The 16,603-nt window shown below is 38.2% G+C and carries 13 protein-coding genes; 6 read left to right on the top strand and 7 right to left on the bottom strand.

Features of this window, described 5'->3' with window-relative positions; all coding sequences use genetic code 11:
* Window positions 1–118: 118 nt before the first annotated feature.
* The 6 genes from GEZ89_RS06040 (at window position 119) to xerS (ending at window position 7,311) form a co-directional block, all read left to right on the top strand.
* Window positions 119–2,131 carry a glucosaminidase domain-containing protein gene (locus GEZ89_RS06040; RefSeq protein WP_153225345.1) on the top strand — a complete coding sequence of 671 codons (2,013 nt, stop codon included), beginning with the start codon at window positions 119–121 and terminating at the stop codon, window positions 2,129–2,131.
* A 76-nt stretch (window positions 2,132–2,207) separates the two neighbouring features.
* Window positions 2,208–2,540, top strand: coding sequence for an Imm40 family immunity protein (imm40, locus tag GEZ89_RS06035; protein ID WP_153225344.1), 333 nt, complete (start codon window positions 2,208–2,210; stop codon window positions 2,538–2,540).
* Window positions 2,541–2,708: 168 nt separating this feature from the next.
* Window positions 2,709–3,560, top strand: a complete 852-nt coding sequence (gene ylqF, locus GEZ89_RS06030; RefSeq protein ID WP_153225343.1) for a ribosome biogenesis GTPase YlqF — start codon at window positions 2,709–2,711, stop codon at window positions 3,558–3,560.
* Window positions 3,547–4,329: a ribonuclease HII gene (locus tag GEZ89_RS06025; RefSeq protein WP_153225342.1), complete on the top strand. Its 783-nt coding sequence runs from the start codon at window positions 3,547–3,549 to the stop codon at window positions 4,327–4,329. Before ylqF ends, GEZ89_RS06025 begins: the two co-directional genes overlap by 14 nt.
* Window positions 4,330–4,340: 11 nt before the next feature.
* Window positions 4,341–5,891, top strand: coding sequence for a ClC family H(+)/Cl(-) exchange transporter (locus GEZ89_RS06020; protein ID WP_153225341.1), 1,551 nt, complete (start codon window positions 4,341–4,343; stop codon window positions 5,889–5,891).
* Between the two features lie 349 nt (window positions 5,892–6,240).
* Window positions 6,241–7,311: a tyrosine recombinase XerS gene (xerS, locus tag GEZ89_RS06015; RefSeq protein WP_049509685.1), complete on the top strand. Its 1,071-nt coding sequence runs from the start codon at window positions 6,241–6,243 to the stop codon at window positions 7,309–7,311.
* A 72-nt stretch (window positions 7,312–7,383) separates the two neighbouring features.
* Here the strand turns inward: xerS and GEZ89_RS06010 are convergent, their stop codons facing one another.
* From GEZ89_RS06010 to GEZ89_RS05980, 7 genes are all read right to left on the bottom strand, one after another.
* Complete coding sequence (locus GEZ89_RS06010; RefSeq protein WP_006145561.1) at window positions 7,384–8,373, bottom strand: lipoate--protein ligase; 990 nt, start codon at window positions 8,371–8,373, stop codon at window positions 7,384–7,386.
* A gap of 58 nt (window positions 8,374–8,431) precedes the next feature.
* Window positions 8,432–10,135 (bottom strand): dihydrolipoyl dehydrogenase, encoded by a 1,704-nt coding sequence (gene lpdA / locus GEZ89_RS06005; protein ID WP_153225340.1) that lies wholly within the window; start codon window positions 10,133–10,135, stop codon window positions 8,432–8,434.
* Window positions 10,136–10,174: 39 nt separating this feature from the next.
* Complete coding sequence (locus tag GEZ89_RS06000; protein ID WP_075231347.1) at window positions 10,175–11,218, bottom strand: dihydrolipoamide acetyltransferase; 1,044 nt, start codon at window positions 11,216–11,218, stop codon at window positions 10,175–10,177.
* A gap of 327 nt (window positions 11,219–11,545) precedes the next feature.
* Complete coding sequence (locus tag GEZ89_RS05995) at window positions 11,546–12,538, bottom strand: alpha-ketoacid dehydrogenase subunit beta (RefSeq protein WP_000448506.1); 993 nt, start codon at window positions 12,536–12,538, stop codon at window positions 11,546–11,548.
* 17 nt (window positions 12,539–12,555) lie between these two features.
* Window positions 12,556–13,524: a thiamine pyrophosphate-dependent dehydrogenase E1 component subunit alpha gene (locus GEZ89_RS05990; protein ID WP_153225339.1), complete on the bottom strand. Its 969-nt coding sequence runs from the start codon at window positions 13,522–13,524 to the stop codon at window positions 12,556–12,558.
* A gap of 179 nt (window positions 13,525–13,703) precedes the next feature.
* Window positions 13,704–15,044: an MATE family efflux transporter gene (locus GEZ89_RS05985; protein WP_153225338.1), complete on the bottom strand. Its 1,341-nt coding sequence runs from the start codon at window positions 15,042–15,044 to the stop codon at window positions 13,704–13,706.
* A 281-nt stretch (window positions 15,045–15,325) separates the two neighbouring features.
* Complete coding sequence (locus GEZ89_RS05980; protein WP_153225337.1) at window positions 15,326–16,597, bottom strand: dihydroorotase; 1,272 nt, start codon at window positions 16,595–16,597, stop codon at window positions 15,326–15,328.
* Window positions 16,598–16,603: the final 6 nt, after the last annotated feature.

Below are 16,603 nucleotides of genomic sequence, written 5' to 3'. Positions count from 1 at the left end.
GAAAGATACTACTTTTATATTTAACAGAATATTGTATAATATAGTGGATAAATACTGTTTTTTACACAATATATAGAAGCATCAAATACAATATCTAGATATTTGTTAGGAGAAAAGAATGAAAAAAATATTGCTGGCAAGTACGGTTGCCCTCTCTATGGCAGGTTTTGCAAAAACAACCGTCTATGCCGAGGATTCTCAAGCTACCAATAATATTCAATCATCAGAAAGAGCTTCTTCGAATACAGTAAGCAATGAGAAGAAAAAACAAAGCGAAGCTGAAAAAGCAACCTCTAAAACTCCTGATACCCAGGAACAATCTTCAAAAGAAGCAATAGTAGAGGTAGTTAACAAAGAAGGTTGGCAAAAAGAAAATAACCAATGGCGTTATTATGAAAATAATCAGCCTGTTTCAAATTGGAAAAAAATAGCAGGAGTCTGGTACTATTTCAATCAAGATGGCATCATGCTTAGTAATATTATCTTTAATGATTACCTATTGAATAGTAGTGGTGCTATGGCAGAATCTTCTTGGGTAAAAATTGCTGATAAATGGTACTATGCCAATGAAGATGGGAAAGTTACTCGTAATAATTGGAAAAAGATAGCTGGAGTTTGGTATCGATTTGATGAATCTGGCACAATGTTAAGCAATACTATTTATAATGATTATCTTCTCAAGACTAGTGGTGCTATGGCAGAAAATTCTTGGGTAAAAATTGCTGATAAATGGTACTATGCCAATGAAGATGGGAAAGTTACTCGTAATAATTGGAAAAAGATAGCCGGTGTTTGGTATCGATTTGATGAATCTGGCACAATGTTAAACAATACTATTTATAATGATTATCTTCTCAAAAGTAGTGGTGCTATGGCGGAAAATTCCTGGTTAAAACTTGAGGATAAGTGGTATTATGCTACAGAATCAGGAAAAATTATTCGCGACAAGTGGGAAAAAATCAACGGTACATGGTACTATTTTAATAAAGATGGTGACATGCTAAGTAGCCAATGGAAATCGAAATACTATCTAAAAGATAGTGGAGCCATGGCTGAGAGTGAATGGATCTTTGATAAGAAATATAATAGCTGGTTCTACCTCAAGTCGAACGGCGCCTATGCTGAAAATCAATGGCAGAGTGCTTACTATCTAAAATCTGGTGGCTATATGGCTAAGAATGAATGGATTTTTGATAAGGACTATGACGCTTGGTATTACCTCAAAGAAGATGGGGTTTATGTAACTGGGACTTTCAAAATCAGAGGTAAAGACTATTCATTCCAAAGCAATGGAAAATGGATTTCTGATCCATCATCCTATTATAAGGTAGTTCCAATTACAGCTTATGTCTACAGTGCTTCTGGTGATAGGCTCAGCTATATCTCACAAGGTAGCATTGTTTCAGTTACGGGAGCTGGAGTTCAAGGTGGTCGACTTCCAGTCAAAATATCAGGACTTTCAGGATATATGAACAAGACTGATCTTGTAGCAGTTAGTTCTGCAAGTGACTTCATTCCTCACTATACTACGGATGGTAAATATCTCTACCATGAGTTATCACCTTATGCTAGTATTCGTGTAGCACCTCATAGCTCATCAATGACCATTGGTAAAAAGTATTATTCAGCTGATGGTATTAACTTTAAAAACTTTACAGTTGAAAATCCTTTCTTATTTAGAGATTTAAGAAAACCAAGCAATTATACGGCTGAAGAATTAGATAAAGTCTATTCTCTTATGAATATCAAGGGCAGTCGTCTGGCAGGTAAGGGTGCAATCTTTAAAGAAGCTGAAGAACGCTATCAGATCAACGCTCTCTATCTAATCGCCCATAGTGCCCTTGAAAGTTCATGGGGACGTAGCCAAATTGCTAAGGATAAAAATAACTTCTTTGGTATCGCTGCTTATGATACAACACCATATGATTCAGCAAAAAGCTTTGACGATGTTGATAAGGGTATCTTAGCTGCGGCTAAGTGGATTCGCGAAAATTACATTGATAATGGCAGAACATACCTAGGAAATAAAGCATCAGGGATGAATGTTCTTTATGCATCGGATCCATACTGGGGAGAAAAAATTGCAAGTATCATGATGAGAATCAACAGTCAGCTAGGTGAAAAAGATTAAAAATCATTAAAATCGATAACGACTGTATGGTGGTTATCGATTTTGCTTATCAAGAGAAACTTGAGGAATTAACTTTATGAAACAGAATATTGAGAATATAAATAAAAGAGGAATTGATTTACGTGACTTAGGGATTGATGCATACGCTTATGATTATTCAGTAATCCCAGACTTACTTGATAATCTCCAAGCCAATAATCAAATTATACTAGGTGGAGATGTGTTTTGCTACAAAAATGCTCAATTGACACATACTTATGATCATTGGTATTACGAGAAACAAGATCCAACCATTGATAGCAGTAAATCCATTATTCAAACAGAAAAATATATCAGCAACTATGTTAAAGATCATGGTGAACACTATTATTTTTCAATTGTTTTAGACAATGAGGAATTTAATTTGTGACTGATTGACTTAGAAAACATTTTACAATCGGCATTGAATCAAGCGTCAAATATGAGAAATCATGTTATAATAAAAGATAGTGATTTATTTTTAGAAAAAGGATATCTATTTAATTTTTAAATATGAAAAAATAGATACAAATCCAATAAAAGAAAGGAATTTTACAGAATGGCAACTATTCAATGGTTTCCTGGCCACATGTCCAAGGCAAGAAGACAGGTTCAGGAAAATTTAAAATTTGTTGATTTTGTGACGATTTTGGTGGATGCCCGCTTGCCCTTGTCTAGTCAAAATCCAATGCTGACTAAAATTGTAGGAGATAAACCAAGACTTCTGATTTTGAACAAGGCAGACCTAGCAGACCCAACATTAACAAAAGAGTGGCGTCAATACTTTGAATCACAAGGCATTCAAACACTGGCAATCAATTCTAAAGAGCAAATTACAGTAAAAGTTGTAACGGATGCTGCTAAGAAACTCATGGCAGATAAGATAGCTCGTCAAAAGGAACGTGGGATTCAAATTGAAACCTTACGTACCATGATAATCGGTATTCCAAACGCTGGTAAATCAACGCTGATGAACCGTTTGGCTGGTAAGAAAATTGCTGTAGTTGGTAACAAGCCAGGTGTGACAAAAGGCCAACAATGGCTCAAAACAAATAAGGATTTGGAAATCTTGGATACTCCAGGTATTCTTTGGCCAAAATTTGAAGATGAAACTGTTGCTCTTAAACTTGCTCTTACAGGAGCGATCAAGGATCAGTTGCTTCCAATGGATGAAGTAACGATTTTCGGTCTTAATTACTTTAAATCGCATTATCCTGAAAAACTTCAAGAACGTTTTAAACAGATGAATCTGGACGACGAAGCTCCTGAAATTATCATGGACATGACTCGTATCCTTGGTTTCCGTGATGATTATGATCGCTTTTACAACCTTTTCGTCAAGGAAGTTCGTGATGGAAAACTAGGTAACTATACATTAGATACATTGGAAGACCTCAATGGCAACGATTAAAGAAATAAAAGAAGAATTAGCAAAGATAACTGAACTTGAAAGTCCTCTGTTTAAGGAATTTGAAAAAGATTCTCGTTCAGGTGTTCAAAAAGAAATTGAAAAACGTAAGAAATCTATTCAAGCTGAAATTGATGAAAATCTCCGCTTAGAAGGCATGTTATCTTATGAAAAAGAGCTTTACGCTCAAGGTACTAGCTTAATTGCAGGTGTAGATGAAGTTGGACGTGGGCCTTTAGCTGGTCCTGTTGTTGCTGCAGCAGTCATTCTGCCCAAAAATTGTAAGATTAAAGGCTTAAATGACAGTAAAAAGATCCCTAAGAAAAAACATGAGGAGATTTTTCAAGCTGTTAAGGACAATGCTCTAGCAATTGGTATTGGAATTATGGACAATCAAGTCATTGATCAAGTCAATATCTATGAAGCAACTAAACTAGCCATGAAAGAAGCTATTTCTCAGCTTGACCCTCAACCAGAGCACCTTTTGATTGATGCTATGAAGTTGGATTTGCCGATTTCTCAGACATCCATCATCAAAGGAGATGCCAATTCCCTATCCATTGCAGCTGCATCCATCATTGCTAAGGTTACCAGAGATAAAATCATGGCAAAATATGATCAGGAATTTCCAGGTTATGATTTTTCTCAAAATGCTGGTTATGGAACGGCTAAACATTTAGAAGGATTAGAAAAGCACGGTGTTACACCCATTCATCGCACAAGCTTTGAACCGATTAAAACGATCGTTTCAGAAGCTGAAAAAGATAATTAAAGGAGAAAATTATGGAGGAACAGTCGGAAACACTTAGTTCCAAGAAAGAATTTGCCTTTGCATCTAGTACAATTCTATCTCAAGTAGGACGTGGAATTATCGTTGGATTAGTCGTAGGCCTTATTGTTGGGTCTTTTCGGTTTTCTATTGAAAAAGGATTTCATGTCATCCAAGGGCTTTATCATGATCAAGATAATCTTGTACGTAACCTGTTGATTATCTCCCTGCTTTATCTTGTTATTTGCTGGCTTAGCGCCAAATTAACACGCTCGGAAAAAGATATCAAAGGTTCTGGTATTCCTCAAGTTGAGGCAGAGTTAAAAGGTCTCATGTCTCTCAACTGGTGGAGTGTGCTATGGAAGAAATATGTTCTTGGTATTCTCGCAATTGCAAGTGGACTCATGTTAGGGCGTGAAGGTCCAAGTATTCAACTAGGTGCTGTTGGAGGTAAAGGAATTGCTAAGTGGCTCAAGTCTAGCCCTGTCGAAGAACGTTCTTTAATCGCGAGTGGAGCTGCTGCTGGACTTGCTGCTGCCTTTAATGCGCCGATTGCAGGGTTATTATTTGTAGTAGAAGAAGTCTATCACCATTTTTCAAGATTTTTCTGGGTTTCTACCTTGGCAGCCAGTCTGGTAGCAAACTTCGTTTCTCTTCTCATCTTTGGCTTAACACCTGTACTTGATATGCCGGACAATATCCCTCTCATGAACTTGAGCCAATATTGGATTTATCTGGTGATGGGAATTTTTCTAGGACTCTCAGGTTTTCTCTATGAAAAAGCCGTTCTTAACGTTGGAAAAGTATATGATTGGATTGGTCAAAAGGTTCATCTGGATAAGGCCAATTATCCTATTCTAGCCTTTCTTCTTATCATTCCAATAGGAATCTTCCTACCTCAAATACTTGGTGGGGGCAATCAGGTTGTCTTATCCTTAACAGAACAAGATTATAGTTTCCAAATTCTTTTACTTTACTTCATCATTCGCTTTATCTGGAGCATGATTAGTTACGGAAGTGGACTGCCAGGTGGTATTTTCTTGCCAATTTTAGCTTTAGGCTCCTTACTTGGTGCTCTAGTAGGCGTTATTTGTGTCAATCTAGGCCTCGTTACACAGCAGCAATTCCCTATCTTTGTGATTCTTGGAATGAGCGGGTATTTTGGGGCCATCTCAAAAGCACCTTTGACAGCTATGATTCTTGTGACGGAAATGGTTGGTGACATCCGCAATCTAATGCCTTTAGGGATGGTAACCCTAGTTGCCTATATTGTTATGGATCTGCTCAAAGGGGCGCCTGTCTATGAAGCCATGCTGGAGAAAATGCTACCTGAATCAGTAACTGATGATGGAGAAGTTACCCTCATTGAAATTCCAGTTTCAGATAAAATAGCAGGGAAACAAGTACATGAACTCAACTTACCACATAATATCCTCATCACAACTCAAGTCCATAATGGCAAGAGCCAAACCGTTAACGGTTCAACCAGAATGTACCTCGGTGATATGATTCACCTAGTTATTCCAAAAAGTGAAATTGGGAAAGTGAAAGATTTATTGTTGTAGGAAAACGAGTTTACATAATTTATGTTATGTCTCGCATATAGTTGGTCTAAAATTAGTAATTAAAATGATAGACCGAGTCATATGAATCAAAACTCGATTCCTAAATAATGGTATCGAGTTTTTATAATTTATTCTAATAAACTTAAACTGTAGAAGCTTTAGAAATTTTTGAAGTCAATAAATTAATGATCAATAATTCACTTAGCGAATCTAGACGTTTTTTAGTATTGTATAGCTTATTTGAACATTCCTAAATCTCCCCTATAACATCTTTCCGAAAAACTATAATTTTCTTGAAAAATATAACTAGCTATGCTATACTACTAGTATAGAATATTTGGAGAAAAACATGAAACGCGAGATCTTATTAGAACGGATTGATAAACTCAAACAAGTTATGCCCTGGTACGTTCTGGAATACTACCAATCAAAATTGGCCGTTCCCTACAGTTTTACGACATTGTACGAATACTTAAAGGAATACGATCGATTTTTCACCTGGGTTTTGGAATCTGGTATATCGGATGCTGATACTATGGCAAATATTCCTTTGGATGTTCTGGAGAACATGACCAAGAAAGACATGGAATCTTTTATTCTTTACTTACGTGAACGTCCTTTGCTTAATGCTAATACAACTAAAAATGGTGTCTCCCAAACAACCATTAACCGTACTTTATCTGCACTGTCTAGTCTTTACAAGTATTTGACAGAGGAAGTTGAAAATGAACAAGGTGAACCGTATTTCTATCGCAATGTTATGAAGAAGGTCGCTACCAAGAAAAAGAAAGAAACCTTGGCTGCACGAGCTGAGAATATCAAGCAAAAACTCTTTTTAGGTGATGAAACAGAAGGTTTTCTTAACTATATCGATGAGGAATACCCTAAAACTCTCTCAAATCGAGCCTTATCGTCCTTTAACAAGAATAAGGAGCGAGATTTAGCCATCATTGCTCTTCTTCTTGCTTCTGGTGTTCGTCTCTCCGAAGCAGTTAACCTTGATCTTCGAGATCTCAACCTCAAAATGATGGTGATTGATGTTACTCGTAAGGGTGGAAAGCGCGACTCAGTCAATGTTGCTGCCTTTGCTAAGCCTTATTTAGAGCAATATCTCGCCATTCGCGACAAACGTTATAAGACAGAAAAAACAGATACAGCTCTCTTTCTAACATTATATCGAGGGGTTCCAAACCGTATCGATGCTTCTAGTGTTGAAAAGATGGTAGCTAAGTATTCGGAAGACTTCAAAGTTCGGGTAACTCCCCATAAACTACGCCATACGCTTGCAACACGTCTCTACGATGCAACCAAGTCGCAGGTTTTGGTAAGCCATCAACTGGGACATGCCAGCACACAAGTTACGGACTTGTATACCCATATTGTCAATGACGAACAAAAAAATGCCTTGGATAGCTTATAATTTATAACATAATTTAAATTATGTAAATTTAATTCCAAAATAAAGAAGTTGGGAATTCCAACTTCTTTTTCTCTATTCCACCACAGCTTCAGCAATTTCTTCTGCAGTGATTCCTGCGAAGTAACGACCTAGGTTAATGGTTTGAAGGGCTTTGAGGACATCTTCACGTTCGTATTTGACACCACGAAGGACGTCTTCTACTGCTGCAACATCTTCGATACCAAAGAAGTCACCGTAAATTTTGATATCTTGAATTTTTGATTCAATAACATTCGCAAAGATTTCAACCTTACCGCTTGGGAATTTAGTTCCACGACGGACATTGTATTCAGGTGATTTCCCATAGTTCCAGTCCCAAGTTCCAAACTTAGTTTCTTTGATACGATTGATTTCAGCCAATTCTTCATCTGAAAATACATATTCTGTCATTTCAGGATATTCTTTTTTCATGTATTCCAAGAGTAAGTCACGGAATTCTTCAACAGTGATCTTTTCTGGCAACTCATCGATAATATTAGTTACTCGAGCACGGACTGATTTAACCCCTTTAGACTCAAATTTGTCCTTAGATACTTTAAGCGCGTTAGCAAGGACTGACAAATCAACATCAAAGAGAAGACAACCATGGTGCATGATACGTCCGTTGATATAGGCTTGCGCATTTCCACAGAATTTCTTACCGTCGATTTCCAAGTCGTTACGGCCTGTAAATTCAGCTTTAACACCAAGTTCAGCCAAAGTATTGATAACTGGAGTAGAGAAGCTCTTAAAGTCAAAGGCCTTGTTTTCGTCTTCTTTCGAAATAATTGTATAGTTAAGGTTGTTCAAATCATGGTAAACAGCTCCACCACCACTGATACGACGCACTACTTCAATTCCGTTTTCGCGTACATAGTCACGGTTAATTTCCTCGATGGTATTTTGGTGACGACCTACAATGATAGATGGTTTGTTGATCCAAAGAAGGAAGATTTGATCTTCATCAAGAAGATGCTTAAAAGCGTACTCCTCTAAAGCAATATTAAAGGCAGTGTCGTTTGAATGATTGATAATGTATTTCATAAGATACCTTCTAATATGATAGAGACTGGAAAATAATTCCAGTCTAGTCTATCTATTTTTATTTTTTCTTAGGTGAATGGATAGCCATTCCAAGAACATCAGCAAATGCTTCGTACATAACTTCAGAGTATGTTGGGTGTCCGTGGATTGTCTTAAGCATTTCTTCAACAGTGATTTCCATTTCGATGATACTTGACGCTTCATTGATCAACTCTGCAGCAGCAGGACCAATGATATGAACACCAAGGATTTCACCATATTTCTTATCTGCAATGACTTTAACAAATCCTTGAGCCGCATCTGATGCAATGGCACGTCCGTTTGCGGCAAAGTTGAATTTACCAATTTGGACATCATATTTCTCACGAGCTTGTTCTTCTGTCAAACCAACTGCTGCTACTTCTGGAAGTGTGTAAATAGCTGCAGGAGTCAAGTTCAATTTAGCAACATGGTGATTTCCTTTAAGGGCATTTTCAGCCGCTACTTCACCCATACGGAAGGCAGCGTGGGCCAACATCTTAGTACCGTTGATATCACCTGGTGCATAGATACCTGGAACAGAAGTTTCCATGTATTCATTAACCTTGATACGACCACGGTCTAACTCAAACTCAACTTCTCCGATTCCTTCAAGATCTGGAACACGACCGATTGAAAGAAGGGCTTTATTTGCGATGATATCATCTTTTCCTTCAACCTTGATACGAAGTTTGCCATCTTCTTCAATGATTTCTTGCAGTTTAGTACCTGTCAAGATAGTCATACCTTTGCGTTCAAGAATCAAGCGAAGGTTCTTAGAGACTTCCGCATCCATTGCTGGAACAATGCGATCCATCATTTCGATAACAGTAACTTTTGAACCAAATGTCATGAAGGCTTGTCCGAGTTCGATACCGACAACTCCACCACCAATGATAACGAGGCTTTCTGGTACTTCATTCATTTCAAGGATATCGTCACTAGTCATCACAAGAGATGATTCCATGCCAGGAACGTTGATTTTGCTTACTTTTGAACCACCAGCAAGAATAATCCTCTTAGTTTCAAGCAATTCAGAACCATTTACCAAGACATTCTTATCTTTAGTAATAGTACCGATACCTTTATGAACATCAACTCCATAGCTACGAAGAAGTCCTGCCACACCACCAACAAGAGTATTAACAACTTTAGATTTAGTTTCTAAAAGTTTGTCCATATCAACAGTGAAGTTAGGATTTTCAATTACGATACCACGATTTGCTGCATGACCGATATTTTCGATAATTTCGGCGTTGTGAAGGTAAGTCTTAGTTGGGATACATCCACGGTTTAAGCAAGTTCCACCAAGTTCAGATTTCTCAACAAGAGCAACCTTACCACCTAATTGAGCTGCTTTAATGGCAGAAACATAACCAGCAGGTCCACCACCAATAACAACGATATCATAAGCATCATCGCTCTTACCATCATCGTTCGAAGCACTTGCTGCAGGTGCTGGGCTAGCTTCTGGTGCAACTGCTCCAGCTGTTGGGATATTTTCCCCTTCTTCACCAAGATAACCGATAACTTCAGTAACAGGAACAGTCTCGCCGTCCCCTTTCAGGATAGCGATCAAGTAACCGTCTTCTTCTGCTTCCAATTCCATGCTGACTTTGTCAGTCATGATTTCCAAAAGGATTTCTCCTTCTTTTACAAATTCTCCGACTTTTTTATTCCATTGGACGATTTGTCCTTCTGTCATATCCACGCCGGCTTTTGGCATAATTACTTCTAAGGCCATATCTTACTTCCTTTATCTATATTTCTAAAAATAAATTCTCTAAACCAACATTGAGATTGGGTTTTCAATTAAAGCTTTCAAGTCTTTCATAAACTTAGCACCAGCCATACCATCTACGACACGGTGGTCAATTGTTAAACCAAGACTCATAATTGGACGAATCACGATTTCACCATTTACTACAACAGGTTTCTCAATTGTTGAGCTAACCCCAAGGATTGCTGAGTTAGGTTGATTGATGATTGGACCGAATGATTGAACACCAAACATCCCCAAGTTACTGATGGTGAAGGTTGAGTTTTGCAATTCGCTAGGAGCCAGTTTACCATCCAAAGTACGTCCGATAACATCTTTGAAGGCAACTACCAACTCAGACAAGCTCATTTTTTCAGCATTATAAACAACTGGCGTCATCAAACCATTATCCATTCCAACAGCCATCGCAAGGTTGACATAGTTGTGAGTGATAATTGTCTTACCATCTTCAGTTAATGACGCATTGATGTATGGGTGTTTCATAAGAGTCTTAACAACCGCAAGTGAAAGCAAGTCTGTAACAGTAATTTTCTTGCCAGTTGCTTCCATGATTGGATCAAGAACTTTCTTACGAAGTGCAAGCATTTCAGACATATCAACATCGTAGTTAAGCGTAAAGGTTGGGGCAGTCAAGTATGACTCAACCATACGTTGAGCAATAACCTTACGCATAGGAGTCATAGGAATGCGTTCGATTTCTCCATAAGGAGTTACGTTATCTGGAACTTCTTCTACTTTCTCGATTTGAGCAGGTGACTTGATTGTTTCGTTTTCAATATTTTCAGGAAGGAAGGCTAAAACATCCTTCTTCATAATCTTACCACGGTGACCAGTTCCTTGGATTTCCTGCCAAGCAATATTATGCTCTAGTGCAATTCGTTTTGCGAGTGGTGAAATGCGAACCACATTAGTGTCTTTAAATGTTTCCACGTCTTCTTTGTGGACACGACCGTTTGCGCCTGAGCCAGAAATATCGTAGAGATTAATTCCTAAATCATCCGCTAATTTTCTAGCTGCAGGAGTCGCTCTTAGCTTATCATCAGCCATGACCTCTCCTATTCTATTACAAGATATTAAGGACGAAGAGGGCAATGAAAAAATAGGAGATTGACGATGTGTTCCATGAACACAAGGAAATCTATCTTTTTTTCGCAGACCTCCGTCCGAATTCAATTATAAGATACTAAGGGCGTTTAAAAGCGACTGAAAAATAGGAAATCTACGCAGACTTCGATGAAGTCAAGGAGATTTATCTTTTTTCCGAGCTTTTAGCCCGTGCTCTAATCTAAGATATCAAGAACGCAGAGAACTCTGCACCTAAAAGATACAAAGCTTCTCGTCTAATTAATTTTTTTACATAATTTATATTATGTGTTATTGTTTGTTATAAGTTTTACGGATTGCATCTTTGATGCTTTCAACTGTCGGAATCATTGCATTTTCAAGATTTTGTGCATAAGGCATTGGTACATCTTCACCAGCACAACGGCGAATAGGTGCATCCAAGTAATCAAATGCTTCTGATTCAGAAATGATAGCTGAGATTTCTCCGATAAATCCACTTGTCTTATGAGCGTCATTGACAAGAACCACTTTTCCAGTCTTCTTAACTGAATTAATAATGATGTCTTTATCAAGTGGAACCAAAGTACGTGGGTCTACTACTTCTACTGAGATGCCTTCTTCGGCCAATTCTTCAGCTGCTTGCATGACACGACGAAGCATTTTACCGTATGTTACTACTGTTACATCAGTTCCTTCGCGTTTAATTTCACCAACACCAAGCGGAATTGTATAGTCAGGATCTACTGGTACTTCACCTTTTTGGTTAAATTCCGATTTGTATTCAAGAATGATAACAGGGTTGTTATCACGGATAGAAGACTTAAGAAGTCCCTTCATATCGGCTGGTGTACCTGGAGCTACAACCTTCAATCCTGGGATATGAGTAAACCAAGATTCCAATGATTGTGAGTGTTGAGCTGCAGAACCAACTCCGTTACCAGCTGCACAGCGGATTGTCATAGGCACTTGACCTTTACCACCAAACATGTAACGAGTTTTAGCTGCTTGGTTGACGATATTATCCATGGCAATAACTGAAAAGTCCATGAAAGTCATATCAACGATTGGACGAAGTCCAGTCATAGCAGCACCAGCAGCAGCACCAGAAATTGCAGCTTCTGAAATTGGACAGTCACGTACACGTTCTGGTCCAAATTCTTCAAGCATACCTACAGATGTACCAAAGTCTCCACCAAAGACACCGACATCTTCACCCATCAAGAGTACATTTTCATCACGACGCATTTCCTCAGACATTGCAAGGATAATGGTATCGCGGAAAGACATTAATTTAGTTTCCATATTTTCTCTACTTCTCCTTAGTCTGCGTAAATATCTTCAAATGCTGATTCAAGCGGAGGGAATGGACTTTCTTCTGCAAACTTAACAGATGCCTCCACTGCTTCCTTGACTTGAGCCTGAATTTCTTCAAGTTCTTCTGCACTAGCAATTTTATTTTCAACAAGGTACTTGCGGAGGTTTTCGATTGGATCTTTTTCCTTCCACATATCGACTTCTTCACGTGTACGATATTTACCAGGGTCTGATGATGAGTGACCAAGCCAACGATAGGTTACACTTTCAATCAAGACAGGGCCTTTACCAGAACGAACATGGTCAACCGCTTTCTTAAATCCTTCGTAGACATCGATAACATTGTTACCGTCTTCGATAAACATTCCAGGAATACCGTAAGCTGCGCTACGCTCGTGGATATGCTTGACATTTGTCATTTTCTTAATATCGGCAGAGATTCCATAGCCGTTATTGATACAGTAGAAAATTACTGGAAGATTCCAAATTGAAGCCATATTAACAGCTTCGTGGAATACACCTTCATTCGTCGCTCCATCACCAAAGAAGCAAACAACGATTTTACCAGTGTTTTTCATTTGTTGAGTAAGGGCAGCCCCTACTGCAATCCCCATACCACCACCAACAATACCGTTGGCACCAAGGTTACCTGCATCAAGGTCGGCGATGTGCATTGATCCACCTTTACCTTTACAAGTTCCAGTATACTTACCAAGGATTTCAGCCATCATACCATTAAGGTCGATTCCTTTAGCAATGGCTTGTCCGTGACCACGGTGGTTCGATGTTATGAAGTCGTCTTCGTTTAGAGCTAACATAGCCCCAACGTTTGCAGCTTCCTCACCAACAGAAAAGTGCGTCATACCTGGCACTTTACCTTTTTTTACTAATTGAGCAATTTTTAAATCCATACGACGAATTTCTTCCATCTTACGGAACATCTCAAGCAAAAGATTTTTATCTAAAGTTGACATAATCTTGCCTTTCTAAGTTTAAATTCTTATAGTTCTATTTTACTGTATATGTTAATTTGTGTCAAAAAATATGCCTGCAATTTTTCACAATATACAAAAAGAAAAGTCAGTAAAACCAAGACTTTTCTTTATATAAAATACAAATTTCACAAGTTATTTTTTCATTATTTTTCAACAAATTATTTGAATCTTTTCATAATAACTTGTAAACGCCACTGATAAAGAATTCCACTTACCATTAAACTAATGATGAGAGCAATCCAATAGGAGTACGCACCTAAACTAGTCGAATAATCAAGATATAACCCAAGCGGAATCCCAACACCCCAGTATCCAAGAAGACCAAGGCAAAAAGGAACAATCGTATCCTTGTAACCTCTTAAAATCCCTTGCAAAGGTGCCGCAAAGGTATCAGCTAACTGGAAGAACAAGCTATAGGTCATAAAAGAAGCTGTTAGTTGGATAAATTCTGGATCTTGACCATATAGTCTGGCTACATTTTCACGATAGATGTAAAGAAAGCTAAGTGTTAAAATTGCAAACATCATTGCTGTTAAACGACCAATATGGATATACTGTTTAGCATCGTCTAATCGTTTAGCTCCTACCTCATAAGAAATCACAATAGCCATCGCAGTTGAAATACTCATAGGAAAAGCATACATCAGATTTGAAAAATTCATAGCTGACTGATGACTGGCAATAATAAGTGATGAGAATTTCGCCATAATCAAACCAACAACTGAAAAAATGGCTACTTCAGCAAATACCGTTCCACCAATTGGTAGACCAAGATAAATAGCTTCCTTGATTTTTTTGATTTGTAGGGGCATAGGTTTTTGGAGTTGATATTCCTTGAGCTTTTTATGCTTTAACAAGACCAAAACCGAAATCAGCAACAAAGCCCAGTAGGCAAGGGAAGTCCCCAGACCTGCTCCTGCACCTCCTAACTCAGGAAAACCAAAAGCTCCATAAATCAATACATAGTTGAAACCACTATTTAAGGGTAGCAAGAGGAGCATGAGATACATAGACAATTTTGTCAGTCCTAGCGTATCAAGTAGCGATCGAATAACACTAAAAAGCAAGAGAGGAATAATACCGATGGCTAAGAGCCACAGATAACGTATGGCAACGCTGGATACAGTCACTTCCAGTCCCATGAATTGTAACACAATTGGTGCTAAAAAGAAAACCAAGCCAAAAAGTACGATAGATAAGGCTAAAGCCAAATAAAGAAATTGATAAAAATCCGAAGAAACTTCTTTCTTTTTTCCTTGTCCCAAATGGTGACCAATAATAGGGACCAAGGCTGAGACGATTCCAGTCAAAAAGGTAAAGAAAGGATTCCATAAACTAGTTGCAATTGAAACACCCGCTAGATCGAGAGTATTATATTGGCCTGTCATCGTGGTATCGACAAAAGATGCGGAATAATTAGCGAATTGATAAATTAAAATAGGGAAGAAAATTTTTAAAAATAAGATGATTTTGTCTTTAATAGTTTCTGTTGAATGCATACCTACTCTTTCTGCTCCTTTGCATCCAAGCCAAAAAGCTTTAAGCCGTATTTTCTCAAGCTCAAAGGTGGATTACTAGTTTTTGATGTCGTGTGCCAGCAATTACATGAGGCGCAATAATAGCTTCTAACCAAGCCACCATTATCATACTCTACAGCATGATCAGCTTTTTCCTTGGTTTCATACTGAATTTTAGCACGGTTAGCGGCTTGACAATATACTCCATGGCAAGCATTTCGTTTACGATTCTAAGTTTACGAAAATAATTCATCCTCAAGCTCCTAATCTGCTTGATAAACGATTTGTCCCATACAGATAGTATATTTAACCTGCCCTTTTAATTGTTCACCAATAAATGGAGAATTAGCTGATTTAGAAGCAAAATGCGTATCAACGATTCGGTCAGCTTTATCATCGAAAATTGTAATATCAGCTGGGCCGTTTTCAGCCAAATATCCTGCTTCAAAATTATACAATTTGGCAGGGTTTACTGTCATTTTTTCTAATAATTCCATCAGGGTTAGCTCACCAGCTTCGACTAAGTAAGTTAAACCGAGTGACAAAGAAGTTTCTAAACCTGTCATACCTGATGGAGCTTTGGTAATATCCTCAACATTTTTTTCGTCAGCATGGTGAGGCGCGTGGTCAGTAGCAATGACAGAAATGACTCCAGATTTAAGTCCTTCAATAACTGCACGACGGTCAGACTCCAGACGAAGAGGTGGATTCATCTTAGCGTTACTTCCTTTAGTCAAAAGAAGAGTTTCAGTCTTAGAAAAATGCTGGGGTGCTACTTCTGCAGTTACGTTTGCTCCCATATTTTGAGCGAACTCCACAACCTTAACACTTTCTTCCTTGGATAAGTGCTGGATATGAACATGGGCTTTTGTTGCATAGGCAATCATGACATCACGTGCAATCATTGCATACTCTGCAACCCCTGTAGCGCCACAAATATGGAAGTGTTCTTTAGCAATATTTTCATTAAAACCTAGCGTACCATTCAGACCAGGATCTTCTTCGTGCAGACTGATAAAGGTGTTGAGTTTTTTAGCCTCTTCCATGGCTTCCTTGACAACTTTACTTCTTTCAAGTGGAATTCCGTCATCAGAAAAACCAACAGCTCCAGCTTCTAAAAGCGACTTAAAGTCTGTCAAACCTTGGCCATTAAAGTTCTTGGTAATCGTTGCTACAGTCTTGACATTGATTTTTTCCTTAGCTGCCGACTGAAGGACTTCTTGTAAGGTTTCTACGTCAGAGATCGTTGGATTAGTATTAGCCATCATAACGACAGTTGTAAATCCACCTGCAGCTGCTGCTAGTGCTCCCGTATGAATGTCTTCTTTATGAGTTTGACCAGGTTCACGGAAATGAACATGGATATCCACCAATCCAGGCGCAACTACAAGACCAGTAGCATCTATTACTTGAACTCCCTCAACATCGATTCGAGGAGCGATTTTAACGATTTTTCCATTTTCAACTAAAATATCACTGACTTGATCCAAACCAGACTTAGGATCCATTACACGGCCGTTTTTGATTACTAACATCACTTT

It is taken from the genome of Streptococcus mitis (assembly GCF_009496285.1).
Taxonomy (GTDB): Bacteria; Bacillota; Bacilli; order Lactobacillales; family Streptococcaceae; genus Streptococcus; species Streptococcus mitis_BP.
This window is presented reverse-complemented; position numbering and strand designations above follow the sequence as displayed.